This window comes from Exiguobacterium sp. U13-1, assembly GCF_001750115.1.
GTDB lineage: Bacteria > Bacillota > Bacilli > Exiguobacteriales > Exiguobacteriaceae > Exiguobacterium_A > Exiguobacterium_A acetylicum.
In genome coordinates this window covers 1,151,102-1,175,466 of the sequence record NZ_CP015731.1, presented here as the reverse complement: position 1 = coordinate 1,175,466, position 24,365 = coordinate 1,151,102, and the positions used below count along the sequence as shown (strand labels likewise).

Below are 24,365 nucleotides of genomic sequence, written 5' to 3'. Positions count from 1 at the left end.
AGGGTAAGACTTGCGATGAAGCGATACCTTTCATATGATTAACACTAGAAAGGGTAAGGTGATGAGGCATGTTTCCTACGATTCAAATGGCAGATCTTCAACAGCTCGTCCGAACGGATCAGATTCGCTGGTTTGACTGCCGATATGACTTGCAACAACCTGAATATGGACGAAATGCTTTCTTAGAACAACACGTCGAAGGTGCACAGCACTTGAATTTAACGACTGAACTTTCCGGTCCAATCGATGAGGTCGGCGGTCGGCATCCGCTTCCTTCAAAAGAAGCGTGGCAACACACACTCGAACAGCATGGTGTGACACCAGAAGACTTCGTCGTCTTGTATGACGATGGCTTTCCGTATGCCGCTCGTGCGTGGTGGTTATTTAAATGGATCGGGCATGAGCGTGTCGTCGTCCTTGAGGGCGGATTCTCCTCTTACCTAGCGTTCGATCTTCCGGTCACGGAAGACGTTCCTACTTATGAACCTTCTCAGTACGCGCCTCGTTTTCAAGATGAGATGCTTGTCTCGTTCGAAGAACTGAAGGATCAGCTGACAGAAACGATGGTCATTGATTCCCGTGCGCCCGATCGATACCGTGGAGAAATCGAACCACTCGATCACGTCGCCGGTCACATTCCAGGTGCCGTGAATTGCTTCTTTGAACAAGCGCTCTCACCAGAGGGTCGCTTACGGGACGCAGAAGATTTGAAAGAATTGTACGCCGACATCCTACCAGTCACAGCACCTATCCTCTATTGTGGAAGTGGTGTGACAGCGTGTGTCAATGTCATCGCTCTCCATTCACTTGGGAAAACTGATGTCCGACTTTACGCCGGCTCTTATAGTGATTGGGTCAGCCGTGGTGAAGATGTCTCCCGTTCGTAAGCATCAGACACTGACAGAAACATCTGTCGGTGTCTTTTTGTTCAGAGTTGAATCGGTTTGATGTTCCAGATCGCATTCGCATACTCTTTAATCGTGCGGTCACTTGAGAACACACCTGACCGTGCAATATTAAGAATGACGCGTTTATACCATTCTTCTGGTTGCTGATACATCCGATCGATTCGTTCCTGCGCTTGTTGATACGACATGAAGTCTTTCAGGATCAGATACTCATCATTATACGTTAATAATGAATCGTAAATCGCTTGGAATTCACCTGGAGCAAATAATGTTCCGTCGACGAGACTATCGATGATCCGTCGCAACTCGGGTTGGGCACTGTATTGATCGTACGCACTGTAACCACCGTATTGTTTATAATTCATGACTTCCTGTGGTGTTAAGCCGAAGATGAAGATATTCGCATCCCCAACTTCGTCTCGAATTTCGATGTTCGCTCCGTCGAGCGTTCCAATTGTCAGTGCACCATTCATCATGAACTTCATGTTGCCGGTTCCGGAGGCTTCATAACTGGCAGTCGAAATCTGCTCGCTGACATCACTTGCCGGGAAAATCTTTTCAGCAAGCGATACACGGTAGTTTTCTAGGAAGACGACTTTCAAGTACGGACTGACGTCTGGATCCTGATTAATCAAGCGAGCTAACGCATTGATATAACGAATGACTTCTTTTGCATAATGATAGCCTGGTGCCGCCTTTGCACCAAAGATGAATGTCCGCGGTGTCATCGTGAAGGAACGGTCTTCCTTCAGACGATAGTAGAGCGAATGAATGTGTAACGCATTCAACAGTTGACGTTTGTACGCATGCAATCGCTTGACTTGAACATCAAATATCGAGGTCGGGTCCACGACGATACCGGTTTCTTTTTCAATGAGCAACGCTAATTCTTCTTTACGCTGAAGTTTGATTTCTGCGATGTCCTTCTGTAATGCTGAATCCTCTGCCCATTTCGTCAACTTTTGCAAATCGGACGGATGCTGAATCCAACTATCCCCGATTGCTTCTGTCACACGATTTGCCAGTGCTGGATTTGATGAGAGGAACCAGCGACGATGTGTAATCCCGTTCGTCTTATTATTGAAGCGAAGCGGAAACATCTCATAAAATAGTCGCATCTCGCGTTGCTTCAAAATCTCAGTATGAATCTGCGCGACACCATTCGTCGAATGCGTGCCGACGACAGCAAGATTCGCCATGTTGATTCGGTCATCCGCGATGATGGCGATATCTCGCATATGCGCTTCCATATGTGGATAGTTCGCAAGGACATCCTTACAGAAACGTCGGTTGATTTCTTCGATGATGAGGTAGATACGCGGTAACAAGCGACGGAACAAATCAATCGGCCAGCGTTCGAGTGCTTCTGATAGTAACGTGTGATTCGTAAACGACATGACACTCTTCGTGATGCGCCATGCTTCTTCCCATCCAAATCCTTCTTCATCGATTAGAATCCGCATCAACTCTGGAATCGCGACGACCGGATGCGTATCGTTGATATGGATAGCGATATGGTTCCCGAGTTGCTTCAATGAATGATTTCGCTTTTTAAAGGACGTCAAGATACTCCGTAATCCGGCAGAAACGAAGAAGTATTGTTGCTTCAGACGCAACTCTTTTCCTTCGTACGTCGTATCATCCGGATACAGGAACTCTGAAATCGTCTGAATCGATTGTTTATGTGCCAGTAAATCTTTATAGTTCCCACGGTATTGGCTAAGTAATTCATCATCATCAAGTGGAGACTCAGCACTCCAGAGTCGCAGGTTATTGACGACCTTGTTTTGATAGCCGACGATCGGCATATCGTACGGAACAGCACGGACGATTTCAGCCGGTTCATGATGGACACGATATCCACCATCACCGACTTCTTCAAGCCAGACATGACCACCAAATGGAACATCGACCGCTTTATCAGAACGTCTGATTTCCCACATGTTCCCGTTCTTCAGCCAGTTATCCGGTAACTCGACTTGATAGCCGTCGATGATTTTTTGCTTAAACAGACCATACTGATACCGGATCCCGTTCCCGTGTCCAGGAAGACCAAGCGCAGCCAGAGAATCGAGGAAACACGCCGCGAGACGACCGAGACCGCCGTTTCCAAGTCCTGGTTCCGGCTCTTCTTCTGTCAAATCACTGAGCTGATATCCGAGTTCGTCAAGTCCCCGTTCCACATCCTTTAAGACATCAAGACTCAATAGGTTGTTATGCAGGAAACGTCCGAGTAAAAACTCGAGTGAAAAGTAATAGACTTGCTTACTTTTTTTATGGATATATGTTTCCTTTGTCCGTAACCAATCAGTCGTGACCGTCTCGCGTACCAGATAGGCAAGTGTCTGATAGATATCGTTTTCTGTTGCTTCCGTTATTGCCTTGCCATGCATCGAAACGAATCGTTCCGTAAACCTCTCCTTGAACTTCTCTTTATCTTTGAACATGACGTAACCCCTTTTCCCAGTGATACGATCAAGTGGCGGACGGTGCAATCAAACGATATAACGCCAAGTATTCATCGGCTGAACGCAACCAACTGAAGTCTTCATTCATCGCTGTCTCAATCAAGTGCTCAAAGACCGGTCGATCATGATACACCTCGATCGTACGTTTAATCGCTTCTAAAAACTCATGTGCATTATAATTCGCGAACGAGAATCCATTTCCTTCTAACGTGAATTGATTGAACGGTTTGACCGTATCACGGAGCCCGCCTGTTTCCCGAACGACCGGTAAACAGCCATACTTCATCGAAATCAACTGACTGAGACCACACGGTTCAAAACGCGAAGGCATTAAGAAGGCATCACTTCCTGCATAGATTCGTTGTGCGAGACCAACGTCAAATCCGATATAAGAAGCGATTTTGTCTGGACGAATCGATGTCGCATGATGGAACAACCCTTCATATTCCGCTTCACCCGATCCGAGAATGATGAACTGCGCATCGAGTTCGAACAAGTCTGGCAAGATATGCGCGAGTAAATCGATTCCCTTTTGGTCGACAAGACGAGAAACGAAACCGAACAGTGGTACGTCCGGATTGATCGGGAGACCTAGTTCCTCTTGTAAGGCAGCCTTGTTTTTTGCTTTTCCTTCCGTGACGGTATCAACGGAATACGTCTCAACGAGATGCGTATCATGCGCAGGATCAAATTGACGATAGTCGATCCCGTTCAAGATGCCACGCACGTCGACAGCACGATGTTGTAAGACCGGCTCAAGCGTCTCACCGTAATACGGATCCATGATCTCATCACGATACGACGGACTGACTGTCGTGATTTGATTGGAGTGGACGAGTCCTGCCTTCATGTAATTGACGAGACCGTTATGAGCGATCCCATCTGCTGTGAAATGTTCATGACTCAAACCAAGTAAGTCACCGAGCACTTCCTCTGGGAAGACACCTTGGTATTGTAGATTGTGAATCGTAAAGACCGTTTTAATGTCTTGATAGCGCTCTAGGTGTTGATAATGGATTCGCAGGAACGCTGGAATCACACCTGTTTGCCAATCGTGACAATGGATGACGTCCGGTACTTCTTTCCGATCCAGATGTTGAATCATCTCAAGGACAGCACGTGAGAAATACGCAAACCGTTCCGCATCATCGTAATGTCCATAAATGACGCCATCTCGTTTAAAGTAGTACTCATTATCGATGAAATAGAACGTCACACCATCTTGTTTTAATCGGAGGACAGCACCAAATTGCTGGCGCCAACCGACTGGCACGATGAAGTCGAACAAGAACTCCATCTCTGATTTATATTGCTCCTTGATTTGACCGTAATTGGGTAAGACGACCGAAACGTCTGCCCCTTCCTCAGCAAGCGCTAAGGGGAGCGAGCCGACGACGTCAGCTAGCCCCCCTGTCTTGATGAAGGGTGTCGCTTCCGTGGCAGCAAACCATACCTTCATGAATGACATCTCCTTTAAACGATTGTTTGTTTTTTGATGACGATTGGTTCTTCTGCCGTTCCGCGGATGACTTGACCGCGTTTGACGGTGACTTCTTTATCGAGAATCGCGTACTCAACGACCGCGCCTTCTTCAATGACTGATTTTTGCATGATGATCGAGTTCTTGACACGAGCGTGTTTTCCGACTTTGACACCCCGGAACAAGATGCTGTCCGTCGTCGTTCCTTCTAATTTACAGCCGTTCGCGACAAGTGAGTTCTTGATGTCAGAACCCGGTAGATAACGTGTCGGTGGCTCATGCTTGATTTTCGTATAGACATGCTGGAAGTCATTGATTGCTCCCCATTGTTCAAGCAACAGCATGCTCTCACGATAGTATGAACGAAGCGAGTGAATGACTTGTGATGTACCACTGTACTCATAACCATGCACGTGTAGACGGTTCAACTGCGAACGAATGATACTCTGAAGTAAGTCGTACTCACCACGAGCAATCGCTTCATCAATTAAACGAACAAAGAGATTTTTCGACAGAACGACCGTTTCCATGTAGAATGTCTCATCCGTCGGCTGGAAACCCCGTGATCCGATTGCCGTTACGCGATTCTGTTCGCCAAAACGGATCGGACGGCAGTATTTACAAGGTAGTTCACGCTTCGTATAAACAACCGTGATATCCGCATTCGATTCTTTATGTTCGCGTAACACATCACGATAATCTACTGCAGATAAGATGTTTGAACCAGAGACAACGACGTAATTTTCTTTACTGCGAAGGAAAAAATCACGGTGCAGATGGAAGTTCGATAGATCCCCGCGGAACTCATTCGCATCTTGTGATAATGCGGGTGGGAAGATGTAAAGTCCGCCGTTTGAACGGTCAAGATCCCATTCCTTACCTGATCCAAGGTGATCCATCATTCCACGATATTTCTCGAGCGTAAAAATCCCGATGTTCGCGATATCGTTTTGTACCATGTTCGTCAATGTAAAATCGATCAACCGATAACGACCGGCAAATGGCACTGCTGCCAAGTTGCGATGTTCTGTCAATTCTTTAAAAAATCCTTCTTCACCACTCAGATTGATGACGCCTAATAGATCGACCTTCATTTCGTATATCCCCCTTATTGAATCGCTTCTTTGATGACTTCGTTCTTTTTGACGATACTGTCTGCTTCAATGACGAAGACTTCTCCGTCCGGAGACCCAATCGTCGCACCATCTTCAACAATCACGCCATCTGCTAAGATTGCCCGGTGAATCGTGACGTCTCGTCCGATTTTGACGTTCGGGAAAATGACCGAGTCCTTGACGAGTGATCCTTCTGCTACATCGACACCATAGAAGAGAACCGAATGATTGATTTCTCCTTCGATGTGGCATCCTTCGTTGATGATCGATGTCTCGACTGTCGCAGCATTCCCGATGTATTGTGGTTGCTGATTCGGGTTGACCGAATGTACTTTCCATGACGGTTCATACAAATCGAACTCAGGCTCTGCCGTCAATAGGTCCATGTTCGCTTCCCAAAGAGATTGAATCGTTCCGACGTCTTTCCAGTACCCTTTGAATTTATACGCACGGATATTGAGATTTTCAAAAAGCATGTTCGGGATGATATTTTTACCGAAGTCAAAGCTTGATTCCGCATCGCCGGCATCTTGAATCAAGTGGCGTTTTAAGATATCCCAGTTAAAGACATAAATCCCCATCGATGCAAGATTTGATTTCGGATTTTTTGGTTTTTCTTCGAATTCATTGATTCGTAAGTCATCGTCCGTATTGAGGATACCAAATCGCGGTGCCTCGTCCCATGGTACTTCACGTACGGAAATCGTGACATCAGAACCTGTCACACGGTGTTCCTCAATCATCTTTTCATAGTCCATTTTATAGATATGGTCACCTGATAGAACAAGAACATATTCAGGGTCAAATTGATTGATATAACTCATGTTTCGATAAATAGCATTTGCTGTGCCCTCATACCAGTTTTTGCCGTTCTGTGCTTGGTATGGTGGAAGAATCGTTAATCCGCCATTACGGCGATCCAGATCCCATGGACTCCCGATTCCGAGATAACGGTTTAATTCAAGTGGTTCATATTGCGTCAATACACCAACTGTATCGATTCCTGAGTTCGTACAGTTCGATAGCGGGAAATCAATGATCCGGTACTTTCCTCCAAATGCAACAGCTGGTTTTGCAGTATGTTTCGTTAAAGCTCCCAGACGTTTCCCTTCTCCGCCTGCAAGTAACATCGCAACGACATTCTTTTTAGCCATTTCGTCCCCTCCATTTATGCTCTTTTTTTCAGACAATTCGCGTTGTAAAATCCACAGATACTTTTATATACCCAATCTTTTCTCTTTTTAATATAACATTCCTGCAAAATAGGTTTATTAAAATACAAAAACCGAAAAAAAATCTATTGATTTCTCCATAAAAGACCGATAATAGGAATGAAATGGCTTTTTGAAAGGAGTTCTCATGCGAATTACTACAGGATATCTTGTCTTACTTGGTCTTGCGACGATGCTTCTATTTTCCTTATTTTCAATCAAAGATGAGCTGAAAACAGCACGTACACTTTTTTTCTGGGCCGATGAACAGACGACGCGACATCCACTGACCTCCTACCAACCAATCACTGTAACCTATGAAAACAAACGAGTCGAGCTCTATGACGGATTACGACGGGATGACCTAACTCCTCGAACATTGCCGCAAAAAGTTGAGCAAGCGTTTGTTGCCATTGAAGATCAGCGTTTCTATCAACATGACGGATATGACATCACAGGAATCTTACGCGCGTTTACAAAAAATCAGTCTGATTCTAAATCTCAAGGTGGCAGTACGATCACACAACAACTGGCAAGAATGACGTATCTGTCAAACGAAAAAACATATACTAGAAAAATAAAAGAGCTGTTAATTGCTGTGTCGTTGGAGCAAAAATATTCGAAAAAAGAACTGATGACAGCGTATGTCAATCAAGCCTATTTTGCGAATAATATTTATGGCATCGAACTTGCTGCGAAATCCTATTTCAATAAGCCAGCACGCGAGTTGAGTTGGTCTGAAATCAGTTTTCTGACAGCAATTCCGAACAATCCTTCTCTTTATGACCCGCTACGCTTTCCTGAAAACACAAAAAAACGTCAGCAACGAATCGTTCAAGCGTTAATACGCGATCGTGTCCTGACAAAAGATTTTGCTATTTCTCGTGTGTCGCCTCGATCCTACAAACCGAGTGTTCCTTATCCGGACTATATCGATGCGACCGTTCAAGCTGCCGTTCGGATGACGGCTCAAAAAAATGGTTGGAGTGAGAAGCATGCTGCAGAATATCTGCATCAACAAGGTGCGGTCATCTCGACATACCTCGACTCAGCAGAACAACGACGAGCTAAAGAAGCTCTTCGCAATCTACCCGACCCGATTGAGGGTGCTTATGTTGGCATCGACGGACAAACACACGGGGTCACGGCTCTTGTCGGCTACAAATCGAATTTGACAGGTCAGTTCAACCGAGCAGTGCAGTCGTACCGCCAACCTGGTTCAGCTATCAAACCGTTACTTGTCTATGGTCCTTACCTTGAAAAAACGAAAGCCCGCTTGTCGAGCACGTTAGACGGTAGTCCCGTCTGTATCGATGGATACTGTCCGTCAAATAGCGGAAATCGAATTCTCGGACAAGTAACGATTGCTGATGCGATCGCTTACTCCTATAACACACCAGCCATTCGAGCATTCGCGGTGTCTTTCCGGGAAGGATTGAAGTCCATCCGTCCGTTCCAGTTCAGCCAATGGACACGTGAGGATGACGCCTTTACGAGTGCTCTAGGTGGTTTACAGTACGGAATCAGTCCATATGAACTGACGAACGCTTATACCGTATTCGTTAATGATGGGCTCTATCGACCGGCATCGATGATTAGAAGTATTACGCTTAAGAATGGAACGGTCGAACGACCACAAGAAAAGGAACAACGCATTTGGTCCAGTCAGACGAATCGGGAATTACGGGCTGGTTTAAAAAATGTCATGACATATGGAACGGGACGCAAAGGATATGATTCCTCTGCGCGCTATATCGGAGGAAAAACAGGAACAACGAACGATAACAAGGACATGTGGTTCGTCGGTATTAAGAATCAACATATCGGAGGGATTTGGCTAGGGGCAGATCGCCCGCGTCCCTTCCCTGTTGAGGCGAATGCAACGTTACAGGTCCAGACATGGGCGAAGATTTTACGTCCTTAAGTCAACTCGGAAATAAAATCGCTTCCCCGAAGGAATTGAATAAAGTTAGACCGACCCATGATAGACCAGCAAGCAGAACACCCCAGGCTAAGAAAGAAAAGATGATCAAACCGACGGCTCCTGCTGCACTCGTCATTTTACTGATTTGAACCGTGTAAAAGATAAAATAGATGAAAAAGGACACAAGCAACACGATGCCGACATGCAAGAAGGACGTCATGAAGGCGAAGCTGACACAACCTCCGATAAGTAGCAGAATACTTCCCGGACGTAACATACCGAGTGTCGTTCCCTCTTGTTCCTTGATGAAAAAGGCAAAACCGAGCTGATTGATCGTATCCGATAATAGTTTAAGCGAACTAAAGATCATAAAGTAGACGATCAAAAAGCCAAGCCAAACGACGAGCTTCGTATCGCGTGCCGTCAAGAGTTGAAGTAGTTCATCGTACACGCCGACTTGATCGAGCCAATGTAATGCGAGTTCCGTCGTTGCAATCGCAAGGGACGTACTAAATAACAAAATGCTGATCAGCGGGGCATAACTTAATAGGTAAACGTTCGTACGCATGTGGAGTCTCCATTCATAGAAAATTCATATGTAGCACACAATTTCACTTACAGGTATACTATAATAGATTATATCGGTTCAAGAGACTGAAGGGGGAAACAAAAATGGCATTTATCTTAATGGTCGGCGTAAGTCTTGCGTTTTTGACAGCAATCTTCACTGCAGGCTACAACAAAAAACCTGAAGGTAACGAATAATTCATAAAAGCTCCATCCTGATTCAGGATGGAGCTTTTGCTTTACAGAAGACCTGCGTATCCTTGTTGACGTAATGCTTCATAGACGATGATCGCTGCCGTGTTTGAGACGTTCAGTGAACGAACGAGGTTCGATTGAGGTAGACGGATACACCGTTCTGCGTTCGCATCGATGACTTCAAGCGGCAATCCTTTTGTTTCCCGACCAAAGACGAAGAAATAGTCCTGTTCGATGTCCGATAAGTCAATCTGACTCGGGTACTGTTCCCCATATTTCGTAATATAGTAGAAAATACCTTCCGGATGTTTCTCCCACAGTTCTTCTAACGAATCATGATAACGAACATCGACGAATTCCCAGTAATCAAGACCCGCACGTTTAAGTTGCTTATCGTCCGTCGAGAAGCCGAGCGGTCGAATCAAGTGAAGGACGGAATGCGTCGCTGCACAGGTACGTGAAATATTTCCTGTATTTTGAGGAATCTCCGGTTGATACATAACGACATGAATAGCCATGATTCAATTCTCTCCTATCTCATGCGCTAAAAGCGCTTCTTTATGGGCAATCCCACTTGCAAAACCCGTCAGTTTACCCGTCGCCCCTATGACGCGGTGACATGGATAAATCAATGCGATCGGATTCCGATTCAAGGCACCGCCGACGGCTCGTGCTGCCTTTGGTTTGCCAATCATTCGAGCCAGTTCACCGTAACTGATCGTCTGACCAAACGGAACGGTTCGTAAAGCATGCAATACTTGCTCTGCAAATGGTGTGACACGTAACTGACAAGGAAGCGCGTCAAGCGCTTGTATGTCTCCTTGTGCGTAACGATCAAATGCCATGCGCCAAGCTTTCGGTAACTCACCTTCGTCGGTTTCTTCTTTTAAATAGGTCCGAGCACGCTCTTCATTCAATCCAAAATCGAGATACACGATTTGCTCTTTTTCCCATGCGACGAGCAATGTACCAAACTCATAAGTGAGCTGTTGAAATGGCATCTGATTCCCCCCACTCCTCAAGTAACCGTTGTCCTTCTGTTTGAACATCCACTGCAGTATCCGCTAAAAGACGTGATTTGATGTACGACTTCTCATCGACTCCACCAATTCGACCAACTGCCCAGAGTGCAAGCGCCCGCATGTCTTCGCGGGCATCGTTTTCCGTCATTAACCGTAGCGCCTCAATCGCGCTCTTGTCTCGATAATGAACGAGCGCACAAATCGCATTACGCTGAATCGGTTTCTTTCCACGCCATGCGCCGGATAATGTTCCGAACCGACTCTTGAACTCACGGTTACTCATGGATAAGAGTGGGACTAAGAGCGGTTTGACTTGTTCTGGATCCGGCTGTAGTTCAGCGTGATGTGTCGCATTCCTCTTCCGGTTATATGGACAGACTTGCTGACACGTATCACAACCGTATAGACGGTTCCCAAGCGCCATTCGAAATGGTTCTGGAAGCAGCGTTTTCGTCTGTGTCAAAAACGAGATACACCGTTTAGCATCGATGACGCCAGGTTCAACAAGCGCATCCGTCGGACAAGCGTCGATACACTTATTGCATGTTCCACACAATTCTTCGACTGGCTGATCAGGCGGTAGGACGATATCTGTAATTAGTTCACCAAGATAGAGATAGGATCCGTGCTCCTCACTGATGATCGAGCAGTTTTTCCCACTGAATCCGATACCTGCTCGTTCCGCCACAGCACGATCGACGAGTTCTCCCGTATCGACCATTGAGCGCGTCCGCGCACCCGGACTCAGCTCTTGAATTTTTTCTTCAAGCAACGTTAAACGTTGTCGTAACGCCTGATGATAATCGAGCCCCCAAGACGATCGACAAAAGATACCGCGCCGCTCTCCTTCCTTACCACGAGGTGCATTTTTGAGGGTACTTGGATACGCGACCGCAATCGCAATGATCGAAGCGGCATCTTCTACGAGTAACGAAGGAGTCGTTCGTAAATCGATATCCGGCTCTTCGAAACCAGAAGCAAATCCTTTCTCCTGCTGCACTTGCAGACGACGTTTTAAGACAAGAAACGGATCGGCTGTCGTCACCTTCAGCTCATCGATTCCGATTTCTGTTGCGTACTCTTGTAAAGCCAGTTTCAATTGTACACCATCCATCACGACTCACTCCTTTCCTGTTAAGATTCCTTCCTAAACAAAAAGAGCAAGGTGTCAGCGAAAACGACACATTGCTCTTTTTTGGTAAGCGGGTGAAGGGAATCGAACCCTCGTCATCAGCTTGGAAGGCTGAGGTTTTACCATTAAACTACACCCGCATAATCAGGTGAAACATCAGATTGTGTAAAAAGTATAAAGCGGGTGAAGGGAATCGAACCCTCGTCATCAGCTTGGAAGGCTGAGGTTTTACCATTAAACTACACCCGCAAGATACCGGTGGTCGGAATCGAACCGACACTCCAAAGGAACACGATTTTGAGTCGTGCGCGTCTACCAGTTCCGCCACACCGGCACAATCTCTTGCAAAACTATTTAATTGAGAAATAGTTGGAGGCGCCAGTCAGAATCGAACTGACGATAAAGGAGTTGCAGTCCTCTGCCTTACCACTTGGCTATGGCGCCACTCATTGGAGCGGAAGACGGGATTCGAACCCGCGACCCCGACCTTGGCAAGGTCGTATTCTACCACTGAACTACTTCCGCTTGAAAAGCTGGGCTGGAAGGGATCGAACCTTCGCGTGCTGGAATCAAAATCCAGTGCCTTACCACTTGGCTACAGCCCAATAATAAGAGGGCGACTGATGGGAATTGAACCCACGAATGCCGGAATCACAATCCGGTGCGTTAACCACTTCGCCACAATCGCCATGGTAAACAGGGGCAGCAGGAATCGAACCCGCGCTGACGGTTTTGGAGACCGTAGTTCTACCGCTAAACTATGCCCCTATGGTGGTGGGGGGGGGCGGATTCGAACCGCCGAACCCGAGGGAGCGGATTTACAGTCCGCCGCGTTTAGCCACTTCGCTACCCCCCCACAATTGGGAAAATCATGTTGTTTTTAAAGATGGTGGCTTTGGACGGAATCGAACCGCCGACACAAGGATTTTCAGTCCTTTGCTCTACCAACTGAGCTACAAAGCCTTAACAATGGCGGTCCTGACGGGATTCGAACCCGCGATCTCCTGCGTGACAGGCAGGCATGTTAACCGCTACACCACAGGACCGTATGTAATTGCGGGGGCCGGATTTGAACCGACGACCTTTGGGTTATGAGCCCAACGAGCTACCAGACTGCTCCACCCCGCGACGCTATAAATGGTGACCCGTACGGGATTCGAACCCGTGTTACCGCCGTGAAAGGGCGGTGTCTTAACCGCTTGACCAACGGGCCATTATGAATTGAAAGTGATGATGGCGGAGAGCAAGGGATTCGAACCCTTGAGACGCTTTTGACGCCTACACGATTTCCAATCGTGCTCCTTCGGCCACTCGGACAGCTCTCCATTGTACGTGGTGAAGAAGTAATAAATGGCTCCGCAAGTAGGATTTGAACCTACGACCTACCGGTTAACAGCCGGTTGCTCTACCGCTGAGCTATTGCGGAACGATCGCCTGGCAGCGTCCTATCCTCACAGGGGGAAGCCCCCAACTACTTTCGGCGTTCAAGTGCTTAACTTCCGTGTTCGGCATGGGAACGGGTGTGACCACTTGGCTATCGCCACCAGACATTTATTATCTTAACATTATGTTCACATAACGTCAAGACTTTTTTTCGTTTTTTTGAAAGGCTCGTGCCCTCAAAACTGAAGTCATCAACAATGCATCTGCTAGAACAAGGCCTCGACCGATTAGTATCACTCAGCTCCACATGTCGCCATGCTTCCACCCGTGACCTATCTACCTCATCGTCTCTGAGGGGTCTTTCTTGATTACTCAAAGGGAAATCTCATCTTGGAGGGGGCTTCATGCTTAGATGCTTTCAGCATTTATCCCGTCCGCACGTAGCTACCCAGCGATGCTCCTGGCGGAACAACTGGTACACCAGCGGTGCGTCCATCCCGGTCCTCTCGTACTAAGGACAGCTCTCCTCAAATTTCCTGCGCCCACGACGGATAGGGACCGAACTGTCTCACGACGTTCTGAACCCAGCTCGCGTACCGCTTTAATGGGCGAACAGCCCAACCCTTGGGACCTACTCCAGCCCCAGGATGCGATGAGCCGACATCGAGGTGCCAAACCTCCCCGTCGATGTGGACTCTTGGGGGAGATCAGCCTGTTATCCCCAGGGTAGCTTTTATCCGTTGAGCGATGGCCCTTCCATGCGGAACCACCGGATCACTAAGCCCGACTTTCGTCCCTGCTCGACTTGTAGGTCTCGCAGTCAAGCTCCCTTCTGCCTTTGCGCTCTACGAATGATTTCCAACCATTCTGAGGGAACCTTTGGGCGCCTCCGTTACTGTTTAGGAGGCGACCGCCCCAGTCAAACTACCCGCCTGACACGGTCCTCCAGCCGGATTACGGCTGCGAGTTAGAGACTCTATGCATGAAGGGCGGTATCCCAAGGGTGACTCCTCCGAAGCTGGCGCTCCGGGCTCGACGTCTCCCGCCTATCCTGTACATCATGCACAAAGCCTCAATATCAGGCTGTAGTAAAGCTCCATGGGGTCTTTCCGTCCTGTCGCGGGTAACCTGCATCTTCACAGGTACTATGATTTCACCGGGTCTCTCGTTGAGACAGTGCCCAAATCGTTACGCCTTTCGTGCGGGTCGGAACTTACCCGACAAGGAATTTCGCTACCTTAGGACCGTTATAGTTACGGCCGCCGTTTACTGGGGCTTCGGTTCAAAGCTTCGCTTGCGCTAACCCATCCCCTTAACCTTCCAGCACCGGGCAGGCGTCAGCCCCTATACGTCATCTTGCGATTTAGCAGAGACCTGTGTTTTTGCTAAACAGTCGTTTGGGCCTATTCACTGCGGCTCTACTCATGTAGAGCGTCCCTTCTCCCGAAGTTACGGGACCATTTTGCCGAGTTCCTTAACGAGAGTTATCCCGCGCGTCTTAGAATTCTCATCTCGCCTACCTGTGTCGGTTTACGGTACTGGCGCCTTCCCCCTCACTAGAGGCTTTTCTTGGCAGTGTGAAATCGTGACCTACGTCCCTACGGGACTCCGCATCGTTCCTTGACTTTGATGCCTGACGGATTTGCCAATCAGACGGTCTTGAAACTTGCACATGCACTTCCATCCGCATGCGTCACTATCCTCCTGCGTCCCCCCATTGTTCAAACGGTGGATCGGCGGTACAGGAATATCAACCTGTTATCCATCGCCTACGCCTTTCGGCCTCGGCTTAGGTCCAGACTAACCCTGAGCGGACGAGCCTTCCTCAGGAAACCTTGGGCTTTCGACGGAGGGGATTCTCACCCCTCTTTTCGCTACTCACACCGGCATTCTCACTTCCAAACGCTCCACTGCTCCTTCCGGTACAGCTTCACAGCGGTTTGGAACGCTCCCCTACCATTCCTTACGGAATCCGCAGCTTCGGTGGTATGTTTAGCCCCGTTACATTTTCGGCGCGGCGCCACTCGACTAGTGAGCTATTACGCACTCTTTGAATGGTGGCTGCTTCTAAGCCAACATCCTAGCTGTCTAGGCAGCGCCACATCCTTTTCCACTTAACATACACTTTGGGACCTTAGCTGGCGGTCTGGGCTGTTTCCCTCTTGACTACGGATCTTATCACTCGCAGTCTGACTCCCGAGTATAAGTTGCTGGCATTCGGAGTTTAACTGAATTCGGTAACCCTGTGGGGGCCCCTAGTCCAATCAGTGCTCTACCTCCAGAACTCTCAACCTCGAGGCTAGCCCTAAAGCTATTTCGGGGAGAACCAGCTATCTCCAGGTTCGATTGGCATTTCACCGCTACCCACACCTCATCCCCGCACTTTTCAACGTGCGTGGGTTCGGACCTCCAGTCAGTGTTACCTGACCTTCATCCTGGACATGGGTAGATCACCTGGTTTCGGGTCTACGACAACGCACTGAACGCCCTGTTCAGACTCGCTTTCGCTACGGCTCCGCCTCATCGGCTTAACCTCGCGCGTTATCGTAACTCGCCGGTTCATTCTACAAAAGGCACGCCATCACCCGTTAACGGGCTCTGACTACTTGTAGGCATACGGTTTCAGGATCTATTTCACTCCCCTTCCGGGGTGCTTTTCACCTTTCCCTCACGGTACTGGTTCACTATCGGTCACTAGGGAGTATTTAGCCTTGGGAGATGGTCCTCCCGGATTCCGACGGGGTTTCACGTGTCCCGCCGTACTCAGGATCCACTCTGGAGGGAAAACAGTTTCAGCTACAGGGCTGTCACCTTCTTCGGCCGACCTTTCCAGGTCCTTCACCTACTGTCTTCCTTTTTGACTCCGTATAGAGTGTCCTACAACCCCGAAGAGCATGCTCTTCGGTTTGGGCTGTTCCCGTTTCGCTCGCCGCTACTCAGGGAATCGCATTTGCTTTCTCTTCCTCCGGGTACTTAGATGTTTCAGTTCCCCGGGTCTGCCTCACGCTACACTATGTATTCATGTAACATGTCCCATCCCATTACAGATGGTGGGTTCCCCCATTCGGAAATCTTCGGATCAAAGCATACTTACTGCTCCCCGAAGCATATCGCTGTTCGTCGCGTCCTTCATCGGCTCCTAGTGCCAAGGCATCCACCGTACGCCCTTCATACCTTGATCTAGCGTTGGTATTCTAAGAACACACGTCTAATGACATGGTTATAAAAAGTTTGATGTCTTGTTGATGTCTTCAGTTTTCAAGGTGCGAGTGTCTCTTGCGAGACGTGAGAGACGAGCTCTCAAAACTGAACGATGGGCATGTCCCGTAAGGGACGTTTTCCTTAGAAAGGAGGTGATCCAGCCGCACCTTCCGATACGGCTACCTTGTTACGACTTCACCCCAATCATCTACCCCACCTTCGACGGCTGGCTCCTTGCGGTTACCTCACCGGCTTCGGGTGTTGCAAACTCTCGTGGTGTGACGGGCGGTGTGTACAAGACCCGGGAACGTATTCACCGCAGTATGCTGACCTGCGATTACTAGCGATTCCGACTTCATGCAGGCGAGTTGCAGCCTGCAATCCGAACTGGGAACGGCTTTATGGGATTGGCTCCACCTCGCGGTCTCGCTGCCCTTTGTACCGTCCATTGTAGCACGTGTGTAGCCCAACTCATAAGGGGCATGATGATTTGACGTCATCCCCACCTTCCTCCGGTTTGTCACCGGCAGTCTCCCTAGAGTGCCCAACTAAATGCTGGCAACTAAGGATAGGGGTTGCGCTCGTTGCGGGACTTAACCCAACATCTCACGACACGAGCTGACGACAACCATGCACCACCTGTCACCATTGTCCCCGAAGGGAAAACTTGATCTCTCAAGCGGTCAATGGGATGTCAAGAGTTGGTAAGGTTCTTCGCGTTGCTTCGAATTAAACCACATGCTCCACCGCTTGTGCGGGTCCCCGTCAATTCCTTTGAGTTTCAGCCTTGCGGCCGTACTCCCCAGGCGGAGTGCTTAATGCGTTAGCTTCAGCACTGAGGGGCGGAAACCCCCCAACACCTAGCACTCATCGTTTACGGCGTGGACTACCAGGGTATCTAATCCTGTTTGCTCCCCACGCTTTCGCGCCTCAGCGTCAGTTACAGACCAAAGAGTCGCCTTCGCCACTGGTGTTCCTCCACATCTCTACGCATTTCACCGCTACACGTGGAATTCCACTCTTCTCTTCTGTACTCAAGCCTTCCAGTTTCCAATGGCCCTCCCCGGTTGAGCCGGGGGCTTTCACATCAGACTTAAAAGGCCGCCTGCGCGCGCTTTACGCCCAATAATTCCGGACAACGCTTGCCACCTACGTATTACCGCGGCTGCTGGCACGTAGTTAGCCGTGGCTTTCTCGTAAGGTACCGTCAAGGTACGAGCATTACCTCTCGTACGTGTTCTTCCCTTACAACAGAGTTTTACGATCCGAAAACCTTCATCACTCACGCGGCGTTGCTCCATCAGACTTTCGTCCATTGTGGAAGATTCCCTACTGCTGCCTCCCGTAGGAGTCTGGGCCGTGTCTCAGTCCCAGTGTGGCCGATCACCCTCTCAGGTCGGCTATGCATCGTCGCCTTGGTGGGCCGTTACCCCACCAACTAGCTAATGCACCGCAAGGCCATCTCAAGGTGACGCCGAAGCGCCTTTCATCAGCGGACCATGCGGTCCGTTGAACTATCCGGTATTAGCTCCGATTTCTCGGAGTTATCCCAATCCTTGAGGCAGGTTCCTTACGTGTTACTCACCCGTCCGCCGCTCATTCCACTGCCTTCCCTCCGAAGAGTTCCGTCAGTTTCCTGCGCTCGACTTGCATGTATTAGGCACGCCGCCAGCGTTCGTCCTGAGCCAGGATCAAACTCTCCATAAAGTGTTTGACTTGCTCGTTTTTGTGACCGAAGTCACGATTGACGAAGCTTGCGCTTCATTCGTTTTTGTATTCCGTAGAATACGATTTTTGCCTCATCGTTCAGTTTTCAAAGTTCGTCGTGTCGTTTTCAGCGACTTTAATAAGATATCATGGAATAACTTAAGCGTCAATCCCTTTTTGAAATCTTTTTTCTTTCTTGTCACCGTCCAGTGTGTGTTGCCCTGTCGACATGTATTAATATACTATCTCGGTATAACACCGTCAATAGTTTTTCTAAAAAAACTTTCGCAATCTTTTTCCTTCTATATATAGCCAAAACGATCATGAGAAAAAAATAAAGCCGATCGTCATACGACCGGCTCATACGTCACAAGTTCGACCCCTGCACCTTTAGTCGTTTGATACGAAATACGAATCAAACCTTTTCGCATGAAGAAGTCGATCAAACTACTTAAATCCACTTTAACTTCTTGCAGTCGTTCTTCTTCCATCAATTCATACATCGTCCAAGGTACCGTCCGTTCACGCATGATTTCGAATAGATAACGCCCTCCCGATAACACCTTGGACTGTAAAAGATGTTCAAGTCCAATCAATGCAAGATGAATACGTTGATCTAGCGTCTCTTCACTCATCAATAATTGTTCATATAGTTTATAAACATCCGGATCATCCAGTCGCGCTTGCTCCCAGACGACTGTCTCGGGATGTTTCCCTTTCTCGAGGACGGATAGTCGCGCGAGATGGTGCAATGCATGATGAACATGTGTATAGGCATCATAATGATGTCCGCGACTGAACAAGTTTCTTCCATCTTGAAAACGACGTAATAATTTAGCAAATGAAATCGTCATCTGTAAATGACGTTCCTCATCAGGAAAGTTGAGTAGTTGCCGTTTTAAATCAACTAAGTAATCATTTCGTTCGAACACGATTGTTCCCTCTGCAATCCAGTGGATCGCTCGTCGATTCGCATTTAACAAAATCCAGCGTGATAACACATCCTCGTGTACAAGATGTAAGGATACCTTCAGTGTGTTCAACCGGTAATGTTTGATCGTCCATTCGACTTCCGGATCTCTTGTGATGACAACAAGAAGCGTATCAAATTGATCCGTTAGGGAATCCCGTGGCTGTCGTTTCTCAACAGCAATGATTCCTTGCGTTTCACGATAAGCCGCGTATTCCGAATAAATCGTCCGTGTTGCTTGTTCCATTTACTTCTCACCCTTCTATACGAACTCGTCGTTACCATTTTCGACAAAAAAACAAGCTTTCCTTCTTCAGGCAGTCGCACATCTTATGCTAGACTGACAACAGGGGGAATTCACTTGAAAAAACAACGTAAAAATAAAATAAACCGCGCACGAAACCTTGCTATGTTTCTTGTATTCGGTGGGATGCTCGTCATGTATGGCGGCCTATTACTCAAACAATTTGAAATCATCATGGTCTTACTCATGCTTCTCGGCTTCGTCATGGTCCTCGCTAGTACGGCACTCTATTTCTTGATTGGTCTAACATCAACAAAAGCAGCTGTCGTCACTTGTCCAAACTGTGGAAAAGAAACAAAAGTCCTTGGTCGCGTCGACTTATGTATGCATTGCGATGAACCACTGACGATGGATCCGTCTCTTGAAGGAAAAGAATTCGATGAAAAATATAATAAACACAATAAACGAGCTCCCCGCTAAGGCAGCTCGTTTTTTTATTGGACATTCGATTGACAGTCCGGACAAGTTCCGTACACTTCTAATCGGTGACGATCGACTTTAAAGCCCGTTAAGTGCGCCGCAACCGTTTCGACATCATCGAGCACAGGATAGTTGAAATCAACGATCTTTCCACAGTTCTCACAGATCATGTGGTAATGGCGTGTCGTAACGAAGTCGAAGCGACTTGAAGCGTCTCCATAATTCATTTCCTCAACGATTCCCTTTTCTCGAAACACGCGTAAGTTATTATATACAGTAGCCACACTCATGTTTGGAAATCGATGCTCGAGTGCACGATAAATCTCATCCGCTGTCGGATGCGTGTGTCCCGTCGTTAAATATTCCAAAATCGCGTGACGTTGTGGTGTCATTCGAACGCCTGATTCCCGAAGTGACTTCACGGCGTCATCCAGCATTTCGTTAGCCACGTCCATCCCCTCATTTCTATCTTTCATTGATTATCAGATTGTAATCTTTATAATTAGTCTACCTACAAATAGGCATTCCGTCAACGGCTCTGCACCGGATTTGACGTCCATGATACAATCATATCGTGATATTTTTCACGAATTATCGATTGGAGGAATCCTCATGTCTACCCATACTACACGTCCTACTTCAGAGGCGTTATATGAAATCGCACAAGAGTGTATCGTTGGTGGCGTCAACAGCCCATCCCGTTCATTCAAAGCCGTCGGCGGCGGTGCACCTGTCTATATGGAACGCGGAGAAGGTGCTTACTTTTACGATGTCGATGGCAATCGCTATATCGATTACTTAGCAGCCTATGGTCCGATCATCACGGGACACGGTCATCCTCACATTACGGAAGCGATCACCCATGCTGCCCAAAACGGTCTTCTTTACGGCACACCACATCGTCTAGAAATCGACTTTGCACATAAACTACAAAAAGCAATCCCATCGCTTGAAAAGGTTCGTTTCACGAACTCTGGAACCGAAGCCGTCATGACGACGATTCGCGTCGCTCGTGCGTATACAGGTCGTGAGCTTGTCGTGAAGTTCAGTGGTTGTTACCACGGTCACTCGGATCTGATGCTGATCGCAGCAGGAAGCGGACCAGCAACACTTGGTTCCCCAGATTCAGCCGGTGTCACGAAAGCGACGGCAAAAGAAGTCATTACGACACCGTTCAATGATATCGAATCGTATCGTCAAATCATGGAACAATGGGGCGACCAAATCGCTTGTGTACTCGTCGAACCAATCGTCGGAAACTTCGGCATCGTCGAACCGCAACCTGGTTTCCTTGCTGCGGTCAACGAAATCACGCATGCTCACGGCGCACTCGTCATCTACGATGAAGTCATCACAGCCTTCCGCTTCACGTACGGCAGTGCACAAGAACTACTCGATATCCGTCCTGATATGACGGCACTCGGAAAAATCATCGGCGGTGGACTACCGATCGGTGCGTATGGCGGTCGTAAGGAAATCATGGAACATGTCGCGCCACTCGGTCCTGCTTACCAAGCGGGGACGATGGCAGGTAACCCAGCATCGATGGCTGCCGGTATCGCTTGCCTTGAATTACTCGAGCAGCCTGGCGTTTATGAACAACTCGATCATCTTGGTGCCTTACTCGAACAAGGTGTCCTTGATGCAGCAAAACGTCATGACGTGACGATTACGATCAACCGTCTCAAAGGCGCCATGACGGTTTACTTCACGGATGAAACGGTCATTGACTATGATGGTGCAGAACGTGCGGACAGTGAGATGTTCGGTCGCTTCTTCAAGTTGATGCTTGAAGAAGGCATTAACCTCGCTCCTTCGAAATACGAAGCGTGGTTCTTGACGACAGAACACACGGAATCCGACATCACAGAAACGATCGCAGCAGTCGATCGTGCCTTTGCTCGACTCTAAGTCTTTCTCCTAAAAAAAGCAGCGACCCTCACGAGGATCGCTGCTTTTGTGTTATTCGACGAGTTCCAGATTTTGAATCGCATACAGTTCGAAATAAGCGCCTCGTTTTTGCATGAGGACTTCGTGTGTGCCGATTTCCGTAATTTGACCATTTTCGATGACGACGATCTTATCGGCATCGGTGATCGTTGATAAACGATGCGCGACAGTAAACGTCGTCCGCCCTTTCGCGAGACGTGCTAACGAGTCTTGAATCATCGCTTCGCTCTCTAAATCAAGCGCACTCGTCGCCTCATCCAAAATTAGAATCGGTGGATTCTTCAAGAAGACCCGTGCAATCGCAAGACGTTGTTTTTGACCACCTGATAACTTGACGCCGCGTTCTCCGACCGGCGTATGATAACCGTTTGGTAACCGTTCGATGAATTCATGGGCATTTGCTGCTTTTGCTGCTGCGATGACTTCCTCGTCCGTCGCCTCCGGATTCCCCATCTTGATGTTCATCTGGACCGATTCACTGAAGAGAATCGATTCCTGCATGACCATCCCGATCTGATCGCGAAGACCACGCAACTTCAAGTCACGAATGTCAACGCCGTCCAGTGTGATCCGACCGGCAGACACATCATAGAAGCGCGGAATCAAACTGACGAGCGTTGATTTCCCACCACCTGACATCCCGACGAAAGCAATCCGTTCGCCTGCCTGAACGTCAAGCGTTAAACGATCAATCGCTAGCTCGCCGCCTTCTTCATAAGCGAAACTGATATTTTCAAACTGAACGTTTCCGCGGACGTCTTTTGGATCGCGTGCATTTGGTTTTTCTGTGATATCATACGGCTCATCTAAAAACTCGAACATCCGGTCCATCGAAGCAATCGACTGTGTCAACGTCGTTGAGGAGTTGACGAGACGACCGAGCGGCGCATACAGACGGTCGATATACCCAATGAATGCGACCATCGTTCCTAGCGACACTTGTCCGTTCAAGACGAAGAAGGCTGCCGTTCCGAAGATCAGGATCGGTGCGAAGTCCGTAATCGTCGAGACGACGACATACGTCCGTGCATTCCAGTTCGTTTGACGAAGCGCGGCTTTTAAGAATCCATCATTTTGATGTTTAAACGCTTTGTTCTCGTGTGGTTCGAGTGCAAAACTACGAATGACCGCCATCCCGTTGACCCGTTCTGTCAAATGACCTTGTAGTTCCGCAAGGGCTGCCGAGCGTTCCCGTGTCAATCCACGTAAGCGACCATAAAAGAACTTAACGGCAAGGGCATAGAATGGTAATGGAATGATGGCGACGAGCGTCAACTTCGGATCAATCGTCCACATGATCGCGATCGCAATGAAAATCGTGATCATATCAAGCCATAAATTCATTAATCCCGTGACGACGAAATCTTTCGTCTGCTCGACATCATTGATGATCCGCGAAATGACTTCTCCGGTTTTCGTATTCGAATAAAATCGAAGTGATAATTTCTGAACATGATCAAACAATCGATTCCGTACGTCAAATAAAATCTTCGACGCGGACCATTGCGCGAGGTACTGACGAACATATTCGAGCGGCGGTTTGACGATCAAGAAGATGAAGACACCCGCTCCGATTAAGTATGCCAGTTGTTTACTTTTTTCCGCCATCGGCATCGTGTTTCCGGTTAGGATATTATCGATGATGTACTTATACAACAACGGAAGTCCGAGTGGGATCGAGAACTTGATGATCCCGACGAAAACCGTCAGGAGAATCTGTTTTTGATACGGCTTGACGAATGCCATATAGCGGCGGATCGAGCCTTGTTTCTTACGTTTTGCTTGTGTTGCCACGTGTTTCACTTCCTTCAATTAAAAAAAGACGATGGCGAACCATCATCTCCGATATCTTGTTTCATATTCACGATACCACATATCCACGAAAGCCGGGTTAAATGGACCCTTCCGACTGCGGATCCATTGAATCAGGATTTGGACATTGTCTTTCAAAATACGATCAATCGCCTTCGGATAGTTCATCTCGCGGCGATGCTTCTCATACTCGTCCTCATCGAGGATCATGTAGGACATGTCCGGATATACTTTGATATCTAAATCGTAATCAATGTACTTGACTGCTCGATCTTTCTCATCGAACGTAGAAGGTGATCCAAGATTGCAGTAATAATAAATGCCGTCCTCCCGAATCATACAAATGACATTGAACCAGAGTTCTGTTGAAAAGTAACAGATTGCAGGCTCTCGTGTTCGCCACTGACGACCATCCGATTCACTGACCATAATGCGGTCATTGAACCCAATCAATTCTTCTTCCGTCGATTTCAGCACGAGCGTTTCTTCCCAAACTCTGTGTAAGCTCCCGTTATGTTTGAAACTTTGAATCTCAATCTTGCTACTTTCTTTTGGGAATCGACTCATGTGCTACTCCTTTCTAAAGCGTTTTTCTT

Annotated in this window: 16 protein-coding genes, 15 tRNA genes and 3 rRNA genes; 4 read left to right on the top strand and 30 right to left on the bottom strand. The window is 47.9% G+C overall.

Annotated elements, in window-relative coordinates; genetic code table 11:
* Nucleotides 1–68: 68 nt before the first annotated feature.
* Nucleotides 69–887, top strand: a complete 819-nt coding sequence (locus ESP131_RS06020) for a sulfurtransferase (protein ID WP_029340921.1) — start codon at nt 69–71, stop codon at nt 885–887.
* Nucleotides 888–928: 41 nt separating this feature from the next.
* Here ESP131_RS06020 and ESP131_RS06015 read toward each other — a convergent pair whose 3' ends face one another.
* The 4 genes from ESP131_RS06015 to ESP131_RS06000 are packed head-to-tail and all read right to left on the bottom strand — an operon-like array spanning nt 929 to nt 7,125.
* On the bottom strand, nt 929–3,355 hold the full coding sequence (locus ESP131_RS06015; RefSeq protein WP_069940351.1) for a glycogen/starch/alpha-glucan phosphorylase: 2,427 nt from the start codon (nt 3,353–3,355) through the stop codon (nt 929–931).
* Nucleotides 3,356–3,383: 28 nt separating this feature from the next.
* Entirely contained in the window at nt 3,384–4,835 is a 1,452-nt protein-coding gene (glgA, locus tag ESP131_RS06010) for a glycogen synthase GlgA (protein ID WP_029340919.1), read from the bottom strand.
* Nucleotides 4,836–4,849: 14 nt separating this feature from the next.
* Complete coding sequence (gene glgD / locus ESP131_RS06005; RefSeq protein WP_023467325.1) at nt 4,850–5,950, bottom strand: glucose-1-phosphate adenylyltransferase subunit GlgD; 1,101 nt, start codon at nt 5,948–5,950, stop codon at nt 4,850–4,852.
* Between the two features lie 14 nt (nt 5,951–5,964).
* Entirely contained in the window at nt 5,965–7,125 is a 1,161-nt protein-coding gene (locus tag ESP131_RS06000) for a glucose-1-phosphate adenylyltransferase (RefSeq protein WP_023467324.1), read from the bottom strand.
* A gap of 205 nt (nt 7,126–7,330) precedes the next feature.
* On the opposite strand from ESP131_RS06000, the gene ESP131_RS05995 reads away from it, so the two are divergent.
* Nucleotides 7,331–9,106, top strand: coding sequence for a transglycosylase domain-containing protein (locus tag ESP131_RS05995; RefSeq protein ID WP_069940350.1), 1,776 nt, complete (start codon nt 7,331–7,333; stop codon nt 9,104–9,106).
* A gap of 1 nt (nt 9,107) precedes the next feature.
* Here ESP131_RS05995 and ESP131_RS05990 read toward each other — a convergent pair whose 3' ends face one another.
* The 23 genes from ESP131_RS05990 to ESP131_RS05880 form a co-directional block, all read right to left on the bottom strand.
* Nucleotides 9,108–9,674, bottom strand: a complete 567-nt coding sequence (locus ESP131_RS05990; RefSeq protein ID WP_029340917.1) for a DUF5366 family protein — start codon at nt 9,672–9,674, stop codon at nt 9,108–9,110.
* Between the two features lie 238 nt (nt 9,675–9,912).
* Nucleotides 9,913–10,386: a tRNA (uridine(34)/cytosine(34)/5-carboxymethylaminomethyluridine(34)-2'-O)-methyltransferase TrmL gene (gene trmL, locus ESP131_RS05985; protein WP_029340916.1), complete on the bottom strand. Its 474-nt coding sequence runs from the start codon at nt 10,384–10,386 to the stop codon at nt 9,913–9,915.
* A gap of 3 nt (nt 10,387–10,389) precedes the next feature.
* On the bottom strand, nt 10,390–10,869 hold the full coding sequence (locus ESP131_RS17030; protein WP_029340915.1) for a methylated-DNA--[protein]-cysteine S-methyltransferase: 480 nt from the start codon (nt 10,867–10,869) through the stop codon (nt 10,390–10,392).
* A complete protein-coding gene (queG, locus tag ESP131_RS05975) occupies nt 10,844–12,004 on the bottom strand; it encodes a tRNA epoxyqueuosine(34) reductase QueG (RefSeq protein WP_047396209.1) in 1,161 nt (386 codons plus the stop codon). The genes ESP131_RS17030 and queG overlap by 26 nt, the downstream gene beginning before the upstream one ends.
* A gap of 87 nt (nt 12,005–12,091) precedes the next feature.
* Nucleotides 12,092–12,162 (bottom strand) — tRNA-Gly (locus tag ESP131_RS05970).
* Nucleotides 12,163–12,200: 38 nt separating this feature from the next.
* Nucleotides 12,201–12,271: transfer RNA gene (locus ESP131_RS05965), tRNA-Gly, on the bottom strand.
* A gap of 4 nt (nt 12,272–12,275) precedes the next feature.
* Nucleotides 12,276–12,356 (bottom strand) — tRNA-Leu (locus ESP131_RS05960).
* A 36-nt stretch (nt 12,357–12,392) separates the two neighbouring features.
* Nucleotides 12,393–12,466, bottom strand: a tRNA-Cys gene (locus ESP131_RS05955).
* 6 nt (nt 12,467–12,472) lie between these two features.
* Nucleotides 12,473–12,547, bottom strand: a tRNA-Gly gene (locus ESP131_RS05950).
* An 8-nt stretch (nt 12,548–12,555) separates the two neighbouring features.
* A tRNA-Gln gene (locus ESP131_RS05945) sits at nt 12,556–12,627 on the bottom strand.
* 10 nt (nt 12,628–12,637) lie between these two features.
* Nucleotides 12,638–12,710, bottom strand: a tRNA-His gene (locus ESP131_RS05940).
* Nucleotides 12,711–12,719: 9 nt separating this feature from the next.
* Nucleotides 12,720–12,790 (bottom strand) — tRNA-Trp (locus ESP131_RS05935).
* Between the two features lie 4 nt (nt 12,791–12,794).
* Nucleotides 12,795–12,878, bottom strand: a tRNA-Tyr gene (locus ESP131_RS05930).
* A 31-nt stretch (nt 12,879–12,909) separates the two neighbouring features.
* A tRNA-Phe gene (locus ESP131_RS05925) sits at nt 12,910–12,985 on the bottom strand.
* Between the two features lie 7 nt (nt 12,986–12,992).
* Nucleotides 12,993–13,068: transfer RNA gene (locus tag ESP131_RS05920), tRNA-Asp, on the bottom strand.
* Nucleotides 13,069–13,076: 8 nt separating this feature from the next.
* Nucleotides 13,077–13,150, bottom strand: a tRNA-Met gene (locus tag ESP131_RS05915).
* A gap of 10 nt (nt 13,151–13,160) precedes the next feature.
* A tRNA-Glu gene (locus ESP131_RS05910) sits at nt 13,161–13,235 on the bottom strand.
* A 21-nt stretch (nt 13,236–13,256) separates the two neighbouring features.
* Nucleotides 13,257–13,347: transfer RNA gene (locus ESP131_RS05905), tRNA-Ser, on the bottom strand.
* 26 nt (nt 13,348–13,373) lie between these two features.
* Nucleotides 13,374–13,448: transfer RNA gene (locus ESP131_RS05900), tRNA-Asn, on the bottom strand.
* Nucleotides 13,449–13,454: 6 nt separating this feature from the next.
* Nucleotides 13,455–13,570: ribosomal RNA gene (gene rrf / locus ESP131_RS05895) — 5S ribosomal RNA — on the bottom strand.
* Nucleotides 13,571–13,672: 102 nt separating this feature from the next.
* A 23S ribosomal RNA gene (locus tag ESP131_RS05890) occupies nt 13,673–16,586 on the bottom strand.
* Between the two features lie 165 nt (nt 16,587–16,751).
* A 16S ribosomal RNA gene (locus tag ESP131_RS05885) occupies nt 16,752–18,313 on the bottom strand.
* The 16S, 23S and 5S rRNA genes sit together here with 15 tRNA genes alongside, the layout of an rRNA operon.
* A 347-nt stretch (nt 18,314–18,660) precedes the next feature.
* Nucleotides 18,661–19,530, bottom strand: a complete 870-nt coding sequence (locus ESP131_RS05880; RefSeq protein WP_029340913.1) for a nucleotidyltransferase-like protein — start codon at nt 19,528–19,530, stop codon at nt 18,661–18,663.
* A gap of 114 nt (nt 19,531–19,644) precedes the next feature.
* On the opposite strand from ESP131_RS05880, the gene ESP131_RS05875 reads away from it, so the two are divergent.
* Nucleotides 19,645–20,007: a DUF2614 family zinc ribbon-containing protein gene (locus ESP131_RS05875; RefSeq protein ID WP_029340912.1), complete on the top strand. Its 363-nt coding sequence runs from the start codon at nt 19,645–19,647 to the stop codon at nt 20,005–20,007.
* 14 nt (nt 20,008–20,021) lie between these two features.
* Here the strand turns inward: ESP131_RS05875 and perR are convergent, their stop codons facing one another.
* A complete protein-coding gene (gene perR / locus ESP131_RS05870; RefSeq protein ID WP_369792039.1) occupies nt 20,022–20,444 on the bottom strand; it encodes a peroxide-responsive transcriptional repressor PerR in 423 nt (140 codons plus the stop codon).
* Nucleotides 20,445–20,619: 175 nt separating this feature from the next.
* Here perR and ESP131_RS05865 point away from each other — a divergent pair, with 175 nt between their 5' ends.
* Nucleotides 20,620–21,918, top strand: coding sequence for a glutamate-1-semialdehyde 2,1-aminomutase (locus tag ESP131_RS05865; protein WP_029340910.1), 1,299 nt, complete (start codon nt 20,620–20,622; stop codon nt 21,916–21,918).
* 51 nt (nt 21,919–21,969) lie between these two features.
* On the opposite strand, the gene ESP131_RS05860 is transcribed toward ESP131_RS05865, so the two are convergent.
* Both ESP131_RS05860 and ntdP read right to left on the bottom strand, forming a co-directional pair.
* Nucleotides 21,970–23,703, bottom strand: a complete 1,734-nt coding sequence (locus ESP131_RS05860; RefSeq protein ID WP_047395203.1) for an ABC transporter ATP-binding protein — start codon at nt 23,701–23,703, stop codon at nt 21,970–21,972.
* 90 nt (nt 23,704–23,793) lie between these two features.
* Nucleotides 23,794–24,336: a nucleoside tri-diphosphate phosphatase gene (gene ntdP, locus ESP131_RS05855; RefSeq protein ID WP_023467311.1), complete on the bottom strand. Its 543-nt coding sequence runs from the start codon at nt 24,334–24,336 to the stop codon at nt 23,794–23,796.
* Nucleotides 24,337–24,365 lie beyond the last annotated feature (29 nt).

Bases quoted from the DNA above. Each gene is read 5' to 3' on its own strand.
- perR (WP_369792039.1), bottom strand. From the start codon at position 20,444: ATGCTGGATGACGCCGTGAAGTCACTTCGGGAATCAGGCGTTCGAATG.
- queG (WP_047396209.1), bottom strand. From the start codon at position 12,004: ATGGATGGTGTACAATTGAAACTGGCTTTACAAGAGTACGCAACAGAA.
- ESP131_RS06000 (WP_023467324.1), bottom strand. From the start codon at position 7,125: ATGGCTAAAAAGAATGTCGTTGCGATGTTACTTGCAGGCGGAGAAGGG.
- ESP131_RS06020 (WP_029340921.1), top strand. From the start codon at position 69: ATGTTTCCTACGATTCAAATGGCAGATCTTCAACAGCTCGTCCGAACG.
- ESP131_RS17030 (WP_029340915.1), bottom strand. From the start codon at position 10,869: ATGCCATTTCAACAGCTCACTTATGAGTTTGGTACATTGCTCGTCGCA.
- ESP131_RS05880 (WP_029340913.1), bottom strand. From the start codon at position 19,530: ATGGAACAAGCAACACGGACGATTTATTCGGAATACGCGGCTTATCGT.
- ntdP (WP_023467311.1), bottom strand. From the start codon at position 24,336: ATGAGTCGATTCCCAAAAGAAAGTAGCAAGATTGAGATTCAAAGTTTC.
- ESP131_RS05865 (WP_029340910.1), top strand. From the start codon at position 20,620: ATGTCTACCCATACTACACGTCCTACTTCAGAGGCGTTATATGAAATC.
- ESP131_RS05995 (WP_069940350.1), top strand. From the start codon at position 7,331: ATGCGAATTACTACAGGATATCTTGTCTTACTTGGTCTTGCGACGATG.
- glgA (WP_029340919.1), bottom strand. From the start codon at position 4,835: ATGAAGGTATGGTTTGCTGCCACGGAAGCGACACCCTTCATCAAGACA.
- ESP131_RS06015 (WP_069940351.1), bottom strand. From the start codon at position 3,355: ATGTTCAAAGATAAAGAGAAGTTCAAGGAGAGGTTTACGGAACGATTC.
- trmL (WP_029340916.1), bottom strand. From the start codon at position 10,386: ATGGCTATTCATGTCGTTATGTATCAACCGGAGATTCCTCAAAATACA.
- glgD (WP_023467325.1), bottom strand. From the start codon at position 5,950: ATGAAGGTCGATCTATTAGGCGTCATCAATCTGAGTGGTGAAGAAGGA.
- ESP131_RS05990 (WP_029340917.1), bottom strand. From the start codon at position 9,674: ATGCGTACGAACGTTTACCTATTAAGTTATGCCCCGCTGATCAGCATT.
- ESP131_RS05860 (WP_047395203.1), bottom strand. From the start codon at position 23,703: ATGGCATTCGTCAAGCCGTATCAAAAACAGATTCTCCTGACGGTTTTC.